Consider the following 14,226-nt stretch of genomic DNA (forward strand, 5'->3'; position numbering starts at 1 on the left):
CTCGCGCCGCCGCCTTGGCGCTTGATTTCGAATTTGGCTACCGCTCTAGTTTGATCAATCGCGTCGCGCCGTGGATTCGGCCGACGCCGCGGGGGAATTACTATGAGCGACCTCGATCCCGGAACTGCATCACGCTCCGGTCGTCGCGTCCCAAAGCCAAAAAACAACGGTACGTCGGAGCCGGATTCCCGGCCGGAATTGCTGCTCGCCTTGCAGGCGATGCGCAGCGGTGATTTTTCGGTGCGGATGAGCGGCGACTATCTCGGCATCGACGGCAAGATCGCCGACACGCTCAACGAAATCATCGCCGCCAACCAGCGTATGGCGCAGCAGCTCGAACTGGTCGGTCAGGTGGTCGGGCGCGAGGGCAAGACCCGCCAGCGCGTCAAGTTCGGCCTTGCCTCCGGCTCCTGGGCCGACATGGAAGGCTCGGTCAACACGCTGATCGACGATCTGTTGTGGCCGACGCGCGAGGTCACGCGTGCGGTCGCCGCCGTGGCGCAAGGCGACCTGCTCCAGACCGTCAAGCTCGATGTCGACGGTCGCCCGCTGCGCGGCGAATTCCTGCAGTCGGCGACCATCGTCAACACCATGATCAAGCAGCTCGGCGTGTTCACGTCCGAGGTGACGCGCGTGGCGCGCGAGGTCGGCACCGAGGGCAAGCTCGGCGGCCAGGCCCAGGTGCCGGAAGTAACCGGCGTCTGGAAGGACCTCACCGAGAGCGTCAACTCGATGGCGAACAATCTGACCAACCAGGTTCGCAACATCGCCGAGGTGACGATCGCGGTCGCGAACGGCGACTTGTCCAAGAAGATCACCGTCGACGTTCGCGGCGAGATTCTCCAACTCAAGGAAGCCATCAACACGATGGTGGACCAGCTGCGCTCCTTTGCCTCCGAAGTGACACGCGTGGCGCGCGAGGTCGGCACCGACGGCAAGCTCGGCGGCCAGGCGATCGTGCCCGGCGTGGCCGGCACCTGGAAGGATCTCACCGACTCCGTCAACGCGATGTGCGGCAACCTCACCGCCCAGGTGCGCAACATCGCCAACGTCACGACCGCCGTGGCGCGCGGCGACCTGTCGCGCAAGATCACGGTGGACGTGCGCGGCGAAATCCTGGAACTGAAGGACACCATCAACACGATGGTGGACCAGCTCAACTCGTTCGCCTCGGAAGTGACGCGCGTGGCGCGTGAGGTCGGCACCGAAGGCAAGCTCGGCGGCCAGGCCCAGGTGCCGGGTGTGGCCGGCACCTGGAAGGACCTCACCGACAACGTCAACTTCATGGCGTCGAACCTGACTGCGCAGGTCCGCAACATCGCCGACGTCGCCACCGCGATCGCAGGCGGCGACCTCTCCAAGAAGATCACGGTGAACGTCTCGGGCGAAATCCTTCAGCTGAAGGAAACGCTCAACACCTGCGTGGACCAGCTCAATGCCTTCGCGGGCGAAGTGACGCGCGTGGCACGCGAAGTCGGCACCGAGGGCCGGCTCGGTGGTCAGGCCAACGTACTCGGCGTCGCCGGCACCTGGAAGGACCTCACGGAAAGCGTCAACTCGATGGCGTCGAACCTGACCGCACAGGTCCGCAACATCGCCGAGGTGACGACCGCGGTCGCCGGCGGCGATCTTTCCAAGAAGATCACCGTGGACACGCGCGGCGAGATTCTGGAGCTGAAGGACACCATCAACACCATGGTGGACCAGCTCAACGCCTTCGCCGGCGAAGTCACGCGCGTCGCGCGCGAGGTCGGCACCGAAGGCAAGCTCGGCGGTCAGGCCGTCGTGCGCGGCGTCGGCGGCACGTGGAAGGATCTGACGGACTCCGTCAACTCGATGGCGTCGAACCTGACCGGCCAGGTCCGCAACATCGCCGAAGTCGCGACCGCGGTCGCCAAGGGCGATTTGTCCAAGAAGATCACCGTGAACGTGTCGGGCGAAATCCTTCAGTTGAAGGAAACGCTCAACACCATGGTCGACCAGCTCAACGCGTTTGCCGGCGAAGTCACGCGCGTCGCGCGCGAGGTCGGCACCGACGGCAAGCTCGGCGGCCAGGCCGACGTGCCCGGCGTCGCCGGCACCTGGAAGGACTTGACGGACTCCGTCAACTCGATGGCCGGCAACCTCACCGCGCAGGTCCGCAACATCGCCGAGGTCGCGACCGCGATCGCCGGCGGCGACCTGTCGCGCAAGATCACGGTGGACGTGCGCGGCGAGATTCTTCAGCTCAAGGACACGCTGAACACGATGGTCGACCAGCTCAACCGCTTCGCGGGTGAGGTGACGCGCGTCGCGCGCGAGGTCGGCACCGAAGGACGGCTGGGCGGCCAGGCCAACGTGCCCGGCGTCGCCGGCACCTGGAAGGACTTGACCGACTCCGTGAACTCGATGGCGGGCAACCTCACCGCCCAGGTCCGCAACATCGCCGAAGTCACCACCGCAGTCGCGCGCGGCGACTTGTCCCGCAAGATCACCGTGGACGTGAAGGGCGAAATCCTCGAGCTGAAGAACACCATCAACACCATGGTGGACCAGCTCAACGCCTTCGCCGGCGAAGTCACCCGCGTGGCGCGTGAGGTCGGCACCGAAGGCAAGCTCGGCGGCCAGGCCGAGGTGTCGGGCGTCGCCGGCACCTGGAAGGACCTCACCGACAACGTCAACTTCATGGCCTCGAACCTGACGGCCCAGGTCCGCAACATCGCCGAGGTCGCCACCGCGATCGCCGGCGGCGACCTCTCGAAGAAGATCACGGTGGACGTGCGCGGCGAGATCCTGCTGCTCAAGGACACCCTGAACACCATGGTCGAGCAGCTGCGCTCCTTCGCCGCCGAAGTGACGCGCGTGGCACGCGAGGTCGGCACCGAAGGCCGTCTCGGCGGTCAGGCCGTCGTGCCCGGCGTCGGCGGCACCTGGAAGGACCTCACCGACAACGTCAACCTGCTGGCCGCGAACCTGACGACGCAGGTCCGCAACATCGCCGAGGTCACCACGGCCGTCGCACGCGGCGACTTGTCCCGCAAGATCACCGTGGACGTGAAGGGCGAAATCCTCGAGCTGAAGAACACCATCAACACCATGGTGGACCAGCTCAACGCCTTCGCCGGCGAAGTGACGCGCGTGGCGCGCGAAGTCGGCACCGAAGGCGAGCTCGGCGGCCAGGCCCAGGTGCCCGGCGTGGCCGGCACCTGGAAGGACCTCACCGACACCGTCAACTTCATGGCGGCGAACCTGACCGAGCAGGTCCGCGGCATCGTCAAGGTGGTGACCGCTGTTGCGAACGGTGATTTGAAACAAAATCTCACCGTGAAATCGAAGGGTGAGGTCGCCGCGCTCGCCGACACCATCAACAACATGACCGAGACGCTTGCGACCTTCGCCGACCAGGTGACGTCGGTGGCGCGCGAGGTCGGCGTCGAGGGACGGCTCGGCGGCCAGGCCGACGTGCCGGGTGCGGCCGGCACCTGGAAGGACCTCACCGGCAACGTCAACCTGCTGGCGGCCAACCTCACCTCGCAGGTGCGCGCGATCGCGGAAGTGGCAACCGCCGTGACCAAAGGCGATTTGACACGATCGATCCAGGTCGATGCCCGCGGCGAGGTCGCCGAGTTGAAGGACAACATCAACACGATGATCACGAACCTCCGTCTGACGACGGACGTGAACACCGAGCAGGACTGGCTGAAGACCAATCTCGCGAAATTCACCAACATGCTTCAGGGCCAGCGCGACCTCGCCACTGTCGGCCGGCTGCTGCTCACTGAATTGTCGCCGCTGGTGAACGCGCATACCGGCGTGATCTACCAGGTCGAGAACGAGGACAATCCGCAGCTCCTGCTGCTCGCCTCCTATGCTGGCGACGGCGTCTACCCGTACCAGCGCGTGCTGCCGTTCGGCGAGGGCCTGATCGGCCAGTGCGCGCTCGACAAGCGGCCGCGCGTCATCGCCGACATTCCGCCCGACGTGGTACCGATCAATTCGGCGCTGTTCCGCGTCGCGCCGAAGAACCTCGTGGTGCTGCCGGTGCTGTTTGAAGGCCAGGTCAAGGCCGTGATCGAGCTCGCCTCCCTCACCTCGTTCACGACCTCGCAGATGACCTTCCTTGAGCAGCTCACCGATTCCATCGGCATCGTGCTGAACTCGATCGAGGCGACGATGCAGACCGAAGGCCTGCTCAAGCAGTCGCAGCAGCTCGCCGGCGAACTCCAGACCCAGCAGCGCGAATTGCAGCAGACCAACGACCAGCTCGAGCAGAAGGCGCAACAGCTCGCCGAGCGCAACGTCGAGGTCGAGCGCAAGAACCAGGAAATCGAGCAGGCCCGCCGCGCGCTGGAGGAAAAGGCGACCGAGCTCGCACTGACCTCGAAATACAAGTCCGAATTCCTCGCCAATATGAGCCACGAGCTTCGTACGCCGCTGAACTCGATCCTCATCCTCGGACAGCAGCTCACCGATAACCCGGACGGCAATCTTTCCGCCAAGCAGGTCGAATTCGCCCGCACCATCCACGGCGCCGGAACCGACCTGCTCAACCTCATCAGCGACATTCTCGATCTCTCAAAGATCGAGTCCGGTACGGTGACGGTCGACGCCGAAGAAATCCTGACGGCGAACCTGCTCGAGACCGTCGGGCGGCCGTTCCGGCACGAGGCCGAGAACCGCAATCTTTCGTTCAAGATCGACGTCGATCCGAACCTCGCGCGCAGCATCGTCACCGATTCCAAGCGCTTGCAGCAGGTCCTGAAGAACCTGCTCTCCAACGCCTTCAAGTTCACCGCCGAAGGCGAGGTGCGCCTGAAGGTCGCCGCCGCGGTCGGCGGCTGGGGCACGGATCATCCGGTGCTGAACTCGGCGCCGGCCGTGATCGCGTTCGAAGTGTCCGACACCGGCATCGGCATTCCCCTGGAGAAGCAGAAGCTGATCTTCGAGGCGTTCCAGCAGGCCGACGCAGGCACCAGCCGCAAATATGGCGGCACCGGCCTTGGCCTTGCCATCAGCCGCGAGCTCGCAGGCCTGCTCGGCGGTGAAATCCATCTGCGCAGCGCGCCCGGCAAGGGCTCGTCCTTCACGCTGTATCTGCCGCTGAAATATTCCGGCCCGACGCTGGCGCCGCGTCCGCCCGCCCCGCAGCAGCAAAATCAGCCACCGGCACTGCAGCCGACCGCGCAAGACCTGCCGCGGGTGATCGAGCAGCTGCCCGACGATCGCCTCAACCTCGAGCCCGGCGACAGCATCCTGCTCATCGTCGAGGATGATCCGCACTATGCGCGCATTCTGGTCGACCTCGCCCGCGACAAGGGATTCAAGGTTCTGGTCGCCGCGCAGGGCGCGGAGGCGCTGGAGCTTGCCAAGCAGTACCAGCCGCGGGCCGTCTCGCTCGACGTGTTCCTGCCTGACATGCTGGGCTGGACGGTGCTGAGCCAGCTCAAGCACAATCCGCTGACCCGCCACATCCCCGTGCAGATCATCACGCTCGACGAGGACCGCCAGCACGCCCTGGCGCGCGGCGCCTTCTCCTTCGTCAACAAGCCCACCACGACCGAAGGGGTCTCCGCCGCGCTGTCCCAGATCAAGGAATATGCGCGACCGCGGCGCAAGCGGCTCTTGATCGTCGAGGACAACGAGGCCGAACGGATGTCGATCCGCGAGCTGCTGCATCACGACGACATCGAGATCGTGACGACCGATACGGGTGCCGGCGCGCTCTCGACGCTGCGTCAGGAACCCTGCGACTGCGTGGTGCTCGACCTGCGGCTGCCCGACATGAGCGGCTTTGAGGTGCTCGACCAGATCCGCAACGACGAGACGCTGTCGAACATTCCGGTCGTGGTCTTCACCGGCCGGGAACTCTCGGCGGAAGAGGATGCCGAGCTTCACACCATGGCGCGCAGCATTGTGGTCAAGGGCGTGGAATCGCCGGAGCGCCTACTCGACGAAACCGCGCTGTTCCTGCATCGCGTGATCACGGAACTGCCGGTCGAGAAGCAGCGCATGCTCGAGAAGCTGAACAGTTCCGACGAGGACCTGATCGGCAAGACCGCCCTGCTGGTCGACGACGACGCCCGGAACATTTTCGCGCTGTCGAGCGTGCTGGAACGGCGCGGCATGAAGGTGCTCACCGCCACGACCGGCCGCGAAGCGGTCACACTGGTGGAGTCCAATCCGGAGATCGCCATCGTGCTGATGGACATCATGATGCCGCAGATGGATGGCTACCAGACCATCGGCGTCATTCGCGAAAACCCAGCCTTCGCCCGCCTGCCGATCATCGCGCTGACCGCCAAGGCGATGAAGGGCGACCGCGAGAAATGCCTGGAGGCCGGCGCGTCCGACTACCTCGCCAAACCAGTCAACACCGATCAATTGCTGCTTGCGATCCGCATGTGGCTGCACCGTTGAGTTTGGATCTGCGAATGGACCACGAAAAGGTCAACATCCTCCTCGTCGACGACCAGCCGGCCAAGCTGCTCGCCTATGAGGTGATCCTGAAGGAGCTCGGCGAGAACCTCGTGACCGCCTCGTCGGGCCGCGAGGCGCTCGAGGTGCTGCTCAAGACCGAGATCGCGGTGATCCTCGTCGACGTCTGCATGCCCGAGCTCGACGGCTTCGAACTCGCCGCGATGATCCGCGAGCATCCGCGCTTCCAGAAGACCGCGATGATCTTCATCTCGGCCATCCAGGTCAGCGACATCGATCGGTTGCGCGGCTACGAAATGGGCGCGGTCGACTACGTTCCGGTTCCGGTCGTGCCGGAGGTGTTGCGCGCCAAGGTCAAGGTTTTCGCCGAGCTCTATCGCAAGACCCGCGAGCTCGAACGGTTGAACCAGGATCTCGAGGACCGCGTGCGCGCCCGCACGGCGGAGTTGGAGAACTCCACCGCAAAGCTGCGTGAAAGCGAAGAGCGGCGCAGCATGGCGATTGCCGCCGGCAATATGGGGTCCTGGGACTGGGACTGGGTCAACGGCGACTGGATGTGGGACGACGGCCAGTATCGCATTTTTGGCGTGACGCCCGAAACCTTCAACGTCACCTCGGCGAACATCCAGGCATTGCTGCACCCCGATGATGCCGACCAGTTCACCCAGGCCATCGCGGCGTTCAACACGGGGGTGCACGCCCATGAAGGCGAGTTTCGCGTCAGCCGTCCCGACGGCGAGGTGCGCTGGTGCGTCGGCACGGCGGCTGCCACGCTGGACTCGAGCGGCCGCGTCGTGCGGGTAAGTGGCGTGACCGTGGACATCACCGAACGCAAGCGCGCGGAGGAGAGACAGAATCTGCTGGCGCGCGAGGTCGACCACCGCGCCAAAAATGCGTTGGCGCTGGCGCAGTCGATCGTGCGCCTCACACGTGCCGACGAGGTCAAGGCTTACGTCAATGCCGTCGAGGGACGCATCAATGCGCTGGCGCGCGTCCACACGATCCTGTCGCTGTCGAGCTGGCAAGGCGCGGAGCTCTCCAAGCTGATCGAGGAGGAACTTGCACCCTATTCGCTCGGAGGCCAGATCAAGCTGGCGGGTCCCGAGGTTCAGTTGCTGCCGGCGACCGCGCAGACGCTGGCGCTGGCCCTGCACGAGCTTTTCACCAACTCGGCGAAGTACGGCGCGTTGTCGGCGCGGTCGGGTCGGCTTGCGATCGGCTGGCAGGTCGAGGACGACCACCTGACATTGACCTGGGACGAAACCGGCGGTCCGCTGGTCGGGCCGCCGAAGTCCCGCGGCTTCGGCACACGGAGCCTTCTTGCCAGCGTCGAATCCCAGCTCGGCGGACAGGCGGAGTTCAACTGGCGGCCCGAAGGCCTGTTGTGCCGCCTCAAGGTGCCGCTGACGATAAAGGGTGCAGCGCCGACCAGCGCGGGAAAGTTCGACGCGGTTCGCTCCGAGGCTCTTCAGCGGGCTTCAGGTTAGCGCGACGCGACGACCCTGATACGCGTCATCGGCCGAGACTCGTCAGCCAGACGTCCTTCCAGCCATGCTTCCGTTTGCGAGAGATCGCGCAGCGCCCGCGCGTAGCGTCGGGCTGCGCTCCGCTCGGCGCCGCGCGGCAGCGTGCGTGCCTTGCGCAGCATGTCCGCGGCCGCGTTGCGATAGGCGAGCGAGCGATAGAGAAAGACGACCTTACCCATATCGGAGTTCCCGTGTCGTGTTGATAGGGTTCATCCTCGCAAGACAGGCATGAACGTCGGATGAAGCGGCGAATGACAAATCTTTGATCAGAATGGAACCCGCAATCATCACTCGCGTTTTTTCGCCATATTCAGAGGCGGTCCATGCGCGCAAAGAAGTCGCCGAGCCTCCTCTCTTCCACTGGCATTATCAGGCTGATGACGCATGCGCTCATGGGCGCCGCGCTCGGCCTCGCCTTCGGTCTTGCTCTCATCCTGTCCAATCCGGCGGTCGGGAACTTGTTGAGCCACGGCGGAAGGTCCGCGGCGGTCGTCTTCGTCGTCACGCTGGTGACCACCTTCGCGATCGGCGCGACGCTCACGGGAATCGTGTTCATGATCGCCGAGGACAAGGAATTTTGAAGCGCGCGTGAAGCGCATGGGGCCGTTCAATCGGAACCCCCGCGGTGAATGGCGGTTGGCTGCCTGCGTCAATTCAACTCAGGGAGTTCCCGCGCATGAAGACCACCAAGCTTGCTCTCGCCGTGATGCTGGCCACCGGCGTCGCCGCCGCCCCGTTCGCCGCGCAGGCGAAGTCGCACAAAGCCAAGCACGAATCCGCGACCCAGTCGTCGCAGACGACAGGCGCGAATACGAAATCCAAGGGCGCCGATCCCTCCGGTCAAGGCGGCTCCGGCCCCGGTTCAGATCAGGGCGGCACCATGACGAACAACAAGGGCACCACCAACAGCAAGTGAGTGCCAGAAGACGATGCAATCACTGAGCCCCGCGGTGACGCGGGGCTTTTTTTGCTTCGACGATCAATTGAGCACGCGTGGGCCTTAGCCACCCTGGATGTCAGTGATTGCCTGGACGACCGACTGCGGAGCTTGTCTTCACGAGGTGATCGAGCTGCGCACGCTTGCGTGCGATCAGGAGCTGGGCTGCGGCATCGTCGAGGCCCGCACGCTGCAACTGCCGGATGGCTGAGCCGAGCTCGAGAATCTCGGCGCGCAGTTTTAGAATCCGGTACGCGTCCGGGTCTTCCTCCACCGCACGCTCCCAAAGCTTTCAGCGGCGCGCGATCGCACGCGGGGGATTGCTGGCTGTCTTGACGGGACGAAGGCTCACCCGGTCGCGGACGTCAGGCAGGACATCACCGCCGCCGGCAGCCTTCCATTCGCCGATCAGCAAGGTGATGTTCCGGCGCAGATCCATCTGCGCCAGGGCCTTTTCCGTGCAGTCGCGATCGCGATTGACGAGGTCGCGCACCGACGCCTCCATATCGGCCATTGCCAGCCTCAAGGCACTGATTTTACGTCTAATTTCATTAATTCTGTTGTCCATGGCTTGTTAGAACAAAATAAGAACATATAGTCAAGCCGAGATTCCAGAACGGAGAGGTCAGATGCAGGTTCAGGGTAAATATGACGCCAGGGCTTTCCTCGCGGAGCAGATGACGCGGGCGCAAGGCCTGAGATTGAAGCGGCTGAGCGAGGAGGCCTATCAACCCGGGCAATACAATCGGGATCTGTCCTCCGCCGAGGCGGCGCGCCGCATCCAGGTGCTCGAGGCGGAGATCGAGCTGGCGAACTCGTTCTGAGGCGCGCCTCGCGCCTGGAACGTTGCGTCAGCGATACGGTTCTTTCCCGATGCCAAGGGAGAGAGTCGATGGCACGTAAGGCAACGAAACGCCGCTATTCCCGCAGCGCCGGCGATGATGTCGAGCGCGAAATGCGTCGTTACAAGAAGGGCAACGCGAAAAGCGGCCCGGGCGGCCGCGGTGGACGGGTGAAGAGCCGCAAGCAGGCGATTGCAATCGCCCTGTCGGAAGCACGCGCGAAGGGCAAGAAAGTCCCGAAGAAGGCGTCGAAGCGAAAGACGACCAAGAAAACGGCAAGCAAGACAACCAAGAAGGCGAAGAAGAGCGCGAAGCGCAAATCCAGCAAACGGTGACGCAGCGTCAGATCATGCTGCCCGGCATGAAGCAGCGGATCGATATCCCGAACGCGGTTTTGACCGGCCAGACCATGGTGCGGCCGGCACGGTTCGGCTCGGTGATGACGGCCTCGTCAGGCACGTCGACCCACTGCCCGTCGAGCCGCACGCGATAGTGCCCGTCATGCGATTCCCAATCGGGATCGGACACCGCAAATCCGTCTGCATCCGAGCAGCACGGGCCGAGATGGCTGCGAAGGCTATCGAACCAGGGTTTCAAGGCTGAGTTGGCGTAGCGGCCATCGTCGCGCCCGAGGGCGCTTCCGCTCGTCATCACGATCGGCGCCACCAGCAGCGCACACGTCAGCGAGAGCTTCAATCGATCCATGTCGGCACCGATCAAATGCAAACGTCAGGTTCCACAAGACGGCCCGACGTCCGGAGTTCTACTCCGTCCTTTGCCTGGCACCGTCATTGGCGCCAAAGCGCAACACGCACAGTGACGAGCGAACGCGGCTTTTTCGGACGAACCCGTCATCATTGCTGCCGTTAACGCGAATGTTATCGGCGGCCTGTGGGTATCTCGGATGCGAACGAGAAAAGGCGGCCCGAAGGCCGCCTTTTGGCGTTTGCGCTGGAATAGCTCGACTTACGCCAGCGGTACCGCGACAAACCGGGTCGCCTCCGCGCTCTTCACCTGCAACAGCACGCTGTTCTTGCCGGACGATTTAGCCTGCGCCAGCTCGGACCGGACCTCGCCGACATTGGCGACGGGCTTGCCGCCGACATTGAGGATGACGTCGCCGGTCTGGATGCCACGTTGCGCGGCCGGCCCCTCCGGATCGACCTCGGTGACGACGACACCCTTCTGGCCCGCGCCCTGGACGTCGCCGGCCGGAGCCAGGCTGAGCCCAAGGCGCGGTGTGCCGGCGCCGGGCTGCGCCTTGCCCTCACCGGACTTGGCGTGCTGCTCGTTCGGCAACTCGCCAAGCGCCAACGTCACGGTCTTGCTGTCCCCCTTGTGGAAGACATCGAGCTTCACCGAGCTCCCCGGCGCCAAGGTGGCGATGGTGCGGGCGAGATCACGGGAGTCCTTGGTGGCCGTGCCGTTGACGGCGGTGATGACATCACCCGCCTCGATGCCCGCCTTCGCCGCCGGACTTCCATCCTGCGGAGTGTCGACGATCGCGCCGCGCGCTTCCTTGAGACCGAGGCTGTCGGCAATGTCAGCAGTCACCGGCTGCACCTGCACACCGAGCCAGCCGCGCGTCACCACGCCCTTGTCCTTCAACTGCGCGACGACGAGTTTTGCGGTCGAGGCCGGAATGTCGAAGCCGATGCCGACCGAACCGCCCGACGGCGAGAAGATCGCGGTGTTCACGCCGATCACGTTGCCGCTCATGTCGAAGGCCGGACCGCCGGAATTGCCCTTGTTGATCGGCGCGTCGATCTGGATGAAATCGTCATAGGGACCATTGCCGATGTCGCGGCCGCTGGCCGAGACAATGCCGGCGGTCACGGTGCCGCCAAGGCCGAAGGGATTGCCGACCGCGACCACCCAGTCGCCGATCCGCGGCTTCTGGTCGGAGAATTTGACGAACGGAAAGTCCTTCTTGCCATCGACCTTGATCAGCGCGAGATCGGTCTTGGGATCGGTGCCGACCACCTTCGCGGTGTAGACCGTGCCGTCGTCCATCGTCACCTGCACCGACGTAGCGTGGTCGACGACGTGGTTGTTGGTCACGGCATAGCCGTCGGCGGAGATGAAGAAACCGGATCCTTCACCCGTGATCGTCTGGTGACGCTGACGCGGCATGCCGTTCATGCCGCCCGGGCCACGGAAACCGAACTGCCGGGAGAACTGGTCGAGCGGCGAATCCTCGTCGGAGTCCATCCGGTTCTGCTGCAGCATTGCGCTCTTGTCGTTGTCCTGGTCGATCTTGACTCGCACCGAGATGACGGCGGGTTTGACCTTGCTGACGAGATCGCCGAAGCCCGGCGGCGTCGCGGCAGCCTCGGCGGCCCGCGCCGGTGCGATGAAGGAGGCCATCCCGAGCGGCGAAGAGCCGGGAGAACTGGCGAGCACGGCCACGCCAAGCGCGGCCACGGTGCCGAGCAGCGCAAGCCGGCGCGGCTTCAGGATCGTGCGGGACGAGGTGGTGTCGGAATTGACGCGGTCGTTCATGTCGAAATGTCCATGTTGGGTAAGTCGCCTTGCACCCAACATGGACGTGGTCACCTTACGGGGTCCCGTCCACCCGATTAAATCTTGGCAAAGTTGCTGCGACCGGCGGCACGGCCAGAAGTCGCAGTTGCAGATTTGATGCAGCTCAACACAGGCCCCGCGCGAAGTGCCAGACTGTGACCACAGGATGAAGTCCATCGGAGGCGCGCCATGTACAAAGACATTCTCGTTCACGTCCCAACCGAACGCCCCATGCGCCCCGTGATCGACGGATCGATTTCGCTGGCCGCGCAGCTCAACGCCCATGTCGACGCCGTCGCCGTCGGCTATGTTGCAACCAGCACGGCTTACGTGATGGAAGGCGGTGCCGCAGTGGCAGCCGTGTTCGAGATGGAACGCGAGCGTGCGGTGGAGCGGGCTGAAGCGGCGCTGACGGTGTTCAAGACCGAAGCCGCGAACGCCGGTCTTTCCTTTGCTTGCCACCCACTCGGCGCGATCCCGGCGGATGCAGCCGCCTTGCTCGGCGAGATGGCGCGGCTGCACGATCTCAGCATCGTGCTGCAGCCCGAACCAGCGCGAGGCTCATTCGACAACGACGTGCCCAGCGAGATCCTTTTCCAGGCGGGCGGCCCGGTGCTGTTCCTGCCGTACAATTTCCGTGGCGCATTCAAGCCGAAACGAATCGGCATCTGCTGGGACGGCAGCCGCCTCGCCGCCCGTGCAATGCGCGATGCCGCACCGTTCATGGCTCGGGCCGAGGAGATCGTGATCATCACTATCAACGAGGCCGACGCGGTTCCCGACGACGTCTCGGCGCGCAATTTGGCAAAGCATCTTGGCCGACGCGGATTGTCGACCCGCACGGCCAGCCTGTCGGCCGCGCGCGCCGACATTCAACCGACCATCCTGTCCCTGGCGGCCGACGAGAGCCTCGATCTCCTCGTGATGGGCGGCTATGGCCATTCGCGATTGCAGGAACGCCTGCTCGGCGGCGTCACCCGCGCCATGCTCGAAGCCATGACGGTCCCGACGCTGATGTCGCATTGATTGCGGAGCATCAGCAGCAAACCCGATTACACGCCCTTGTCGTTCGGATTGGCAACCGCATCCTTCAGCGGCGCAGGCATCGGGAAGTTCAGGTTCACGTTCTTCGGAGGAATGGGGTTTGTGAACCATTTCGCGTAGAGTTCTGCGAACTGGCCGCTCCTCATCGTGACGACCAGAGTCCTGTCGACCAGAGCCTTGAACTCCGGATCGCCCTTGCGGATGATCAGCCCGTAAGGCTCGGTACGCAGGCTGTCGTCGATGATCCGCCAGCTGTCCGGCGCCTGGCTGTTGGCGATGAGGCCAGCGAGCAGGATGTCGTCCATGACAAAGGCGTCGCTGCGGCCGGTCGTGAGCGCAAGGAACGACGCGGCGTGGTCCGGCGACAGCACCTGCTTGACCTCAAACTTCTTCTCCTGGCTGCGTCCCAGTAGCAGGGTGATCGACGTAGAGCCGGTGGTCAGCGCGACCGGCCTGTCTTTGAGATCCTCGAACATCTTGATCGGCGCGTCCCTTCGGACCACGGCGCGAATGCTCGAAACAAAGATGGTGTTGCTGAACGCCACCACCTTCTGACGCTCCAGCGTGTTGGTGGCGGGACCGCAGACGATGTCGATGGTGCCGTTCTCGATCAGCGGGATTTGCGTACTGAGCTGGATCGGCTGCAGCTTGGTCCGAAGCGCCGGGAGCTTCAACTCGTCCTTCACCGCATCGACGATCCGCGCGCAGAGATCCATCGCGAAGCCGACCGGCTTCTGACTGTCGTCGAGATAGGAGAACGGCACAGATACATCGCGATGGCCAAGGCGGATCTCGCCGGCATCCTTGATCTTCGCCAACGTCCCGCCAGGGGTTTGCGCGGATGCAGGACTTGCGACCGCAGTCAGAAACATGAGCGAATACAACAGACCCTTCATGGCCTTACTCCCCAAATGGATACAATCACTCAATATTTTATACA

General features: G+C 64.2%; 13 protein-coding genes. 7 read left to right on the forward strand and 6 right to left on the reverse strand.

The annotated features are described in order from the left end of the window. Window positions 1-102 precede the first annotated feature (102 nt). On the forward strand, window positions 103-6,396 hold the full coding sequence (locus FNV92_RS26845; RefSeq protein WP_143843853.1) for a HAMP domain-containing protein: 6,294 nt from the start codon (window positions 103-105) through the stop codon (window positions 6,394-6,396). Between the two features lie 14 nt (window positions 6,397-6,410). Beyond that, window positions 6,411-7,901, forward strand: a complete 1,491-nt coding sequence (locus FNV92_RS26850) for an HWE histidine kinase domain-containing protein (protein WP_143843852.1) — start codon at window positions 6,411-6,413, stop codon at window positions 7,899-7,901. Here the strand turns inward: FNV92_RS26850 and FNV92_RS26855 are convergent. Continuing rightward, a complete protein-coding gene (locus tag FNV92_RS26855; RefSeq protein ID WP_015687846.1) occupies window positions 7,898-8,119 on the reverse strand; it encodes a hypothetical protein in 222 nt (73 codons plus the stop codon). The genes FNV92_RS26850 and FNV92_RS26855 overlap by 4 nt on opposite strands. Window positions 8,120-8,263: 144 nt before the next feature. On the opposite strand from FNV92_RS26855, the gene FNV92_RS26860 reads away from it, so the two are divergent. Beyond that, window positions 8,264-8,521 (forward strand): hypothetical protein, encoded by a 258-nt coding sequence (locus FNV92_RS26860; protein WP_143843851.1) that lies wholly within the window; start codon window positions 8,264-8,266, stop codon window positions 8,519-8,521. A gap of 95 nt (window positions 8,522-8,616) precedes the next feature. Further along, window positions 8,617-8,856, forward strand: a complete 240-nt coding sequence (locus tag FNV92_RS26865; protein WP_143843850.1) for a hypothetical protein — start codon at window positions 8,617-8,619, stop codon at window positions 8,854-8,856. A 100-nt stretch (window positions 8,857-8,956) separates the two neighbouring features. Here the strand turns inward: FNV92_RS26865 and FNV92_RS26870 are convergent, their stop codons facing one another. Then, on the reverse strand, window positions 8,957-9,151 hold the full coding sequence (locus tag FNV92_RS26870; RefSeq protein ID WP_015687849.1) for a hypothetical protein: 195 nt from the start codon (window positions 9,149-9,151) through the stop codon (window positions 8,957-8,959). An 18-nt stretch (window positions 9,152-9,169) separates the two neighbouring features. Beyond that, the gene (locus FNV92_RS26875; RefSeq protein WP_143846204.1) at window positions 9,170-9,391 is read right to left on the reverse strand and encodes a hypothetical protein; all 222 of its coding nucleotides are present in this window, start codon (window positions 9,389-9,391) and stop codon (window positions 9,170-9,172) included. Window positions 9,392-9,506: 115 nt separating this feature from the next. Here FNV92_RS26875 and FNV92_RS26880 point away from each other — a divergent pair, with 115 nt between their 5' ends. Beyond that, the gene (locus FNV92_RS26880; RefSeq protein WP_143843849.1) at window positions 9,507-9,701 is read left to right on the forward strand and encodes a DUF3072 domain-containing protein; all 195 of its coding nucleotides are present in this window, start codon (window positions 9,507-9,509) and stop codon (window positions 9,699-9,701) included. A gap of 68 nt (window positions 9,702-9,769) precedes the next feature. Continuing rightward, the gene (locus FNV92_RS26885) at window positions 9,770-10,054 is read left to right on the forward strand and encodes a DUF6496 domain-containing protein (protein ID WP_143843848.1); all 285 of its coding nucleotides are present in this window, start codon (window positions 9,770-9,772) and stop codon (window positions 10,052-10,054) included. 7 nt (window positions 10,055-10,061) lie between these two features. Here FNV92_RS26885 and FNV92_RS26890 read toward each other — a convergent pair whose 3' ends face one another. Beyond that, complete coding sequence (locus FNV92_RS26890; protein WP_143843847.1) at window positions 10,062-10,424, reverse strand: hypothetical protein; 363 nt, start codon at window positions 10,422-10,424, stop codon at window positions 10,062-10,064. 261 nt (window positions 10,425-10,685) lie between these two features. Beyond that, window positions 10,686-12,221: a Do family serine endopeptidase gene (locus FNV92_RS26895; RefSeq protein ID WP_168213550.1), complete on the reverse strand. Its 1,536-nt coding sequence runs from the start codon at window positions 12,219-12,221 to the stop codon at window positions 10,686-10,688. Between the two features lie 210 nt (window positions 12,222-12,431). Here FNV92_RS26895 and FNV92_RS26900 point away from each other — a divergent pair, with 210 nt between their 5' ends. Then, window positions 12,432-13,268 (forward strand): universal stress protein, encoded by an 837-nt coding sequence (locus tag FNV92_RS26900; protein WP_143843845.1) that lies wholly within the window; start codon window positions 12,432-12,434, stop codon window positions 13,266-13,268. A 26-nt stretch (window positions 13,269-13,294) separates the two neighbouring features. On the opposite strand, the gene FNV92_RS26905 is transcribed toward FNV92_RS26900, so the two are convergent. Next, window positions 13,295-14,182: a transporter substrate-binding domain-containing protein gene (locus tag FNV92_RS26905; protein WP_143843844.1), complete on the reverse strand. Its 888-nt coding sequence runs from the start codon at window positions 14,180-14,182 to the stop codon at window positions 13,295-13,297. Window positions 14,183-14,226 lie beyond the last annotated feature (44 nt).

The organism is Bradyrhizobium cosmicum (assembly GCF_007290395.2).
GTDB classification, from domain to species: Bacteria; Pseudomonadota; Alphaproteobacteria; order Rhizobiales; family Xanthobacteraceae; genus Bradyrhizobium; species Bradyrhizobium cosmicum.

What these genes read in the sequence shown, in the direction of transcription:
- FNV92_RS26845 (WP_143843853.1), top strand. Translation starts at nt 103, where the DNA reads ATGAGCGACCTCGATCCCGGAACTGCATCACGCTCCGGTCGTCGCGTC.
- FNV92_RS26885 (WP_143843848.1), top strand. Translation starts at nt 9,770, where the DNA reads ATGGCACGTAAGGCAACGAAACGCCGCTATTCCCGCAGCGCCGGCGAT.
- FNV92_RS26875 (WP_143846204.1), bottom strand. Translation starts at nt 9,391, where the DNA reads ATGGCCGATATGGAGGCGTCGGTGCGCGACCTCGTCAATCGCGATCGC.
- FNV92_RS26890 (WP_143843847.1), bottom strand. Translation starts at nt 10,424, where the DNA reads ATGGATCGATTGAAGCTCTCGCTGACGTGTGCGCTGCTGGTGGCGCCG.
- FNV92_RS26880 (WP_143843849.1), top strand. Translation starts at nt 9,507, where the DNA reads ATGCAGGTTCAGGGTAAATATGACGCCAGGGCTTTCCTCGCGGAGCAG.
- FNV92_RS26895 (WP_168213550.1), bottom strand. Translation starts at nt 12,221, where the DNA reads ATGAACGACCGCGTCAATTCCGACACCACCTCGTCCCGCACGATCCTG.
- FNV92_RS26865 (WP_143843850.1), top strand. Translation starts at nt 8,617, where the DNA reads ATGAAGACCACCAAGCTTGCTCTCGCCGTGATGCTGGCCACCGGCGTC.
- FNV92_RS26850 (WP_143843852.1), top strand. Translation starts at nt 6,411, where the DNA reads ATGGACCACGAAAAGGTCAACATCCTCCTCGTCGACGACCAGCCGGCC.
- FNV92_RS26860 (WP_143843851.1), top strand. Translation starts at nt 8,264, where the DNA reads ATGCGCGCAAAGAAGTCGCCGAGCCTCCTCTCTTCCACTGGCATTATC.
- FNV92_RS26855 (WP_015687846.1), bottom strand. Translation starts at nt 8,119, where the DNA reads ATGGGTAAGGTCGTCTTTCTCTATCGCTCGCTCGCCTATCGCAACGCG.
- FNV92_RS26900 (WP_143843845.1), top strand. Translation starts at nt 12,432, where the DNA reads ATGTACAAAGACATTCTCGTTCACGTCCCAACCGAACGCCCCATGCGC.
- FNV92_RS26905 (WP_143843844.1), bottom strand. Translation starts at nt 14,182, where the DNA reads ATGAAGGGTCTGTTGTATTCGCTCATGTTTCTGACTGCGGTCGCAAGT.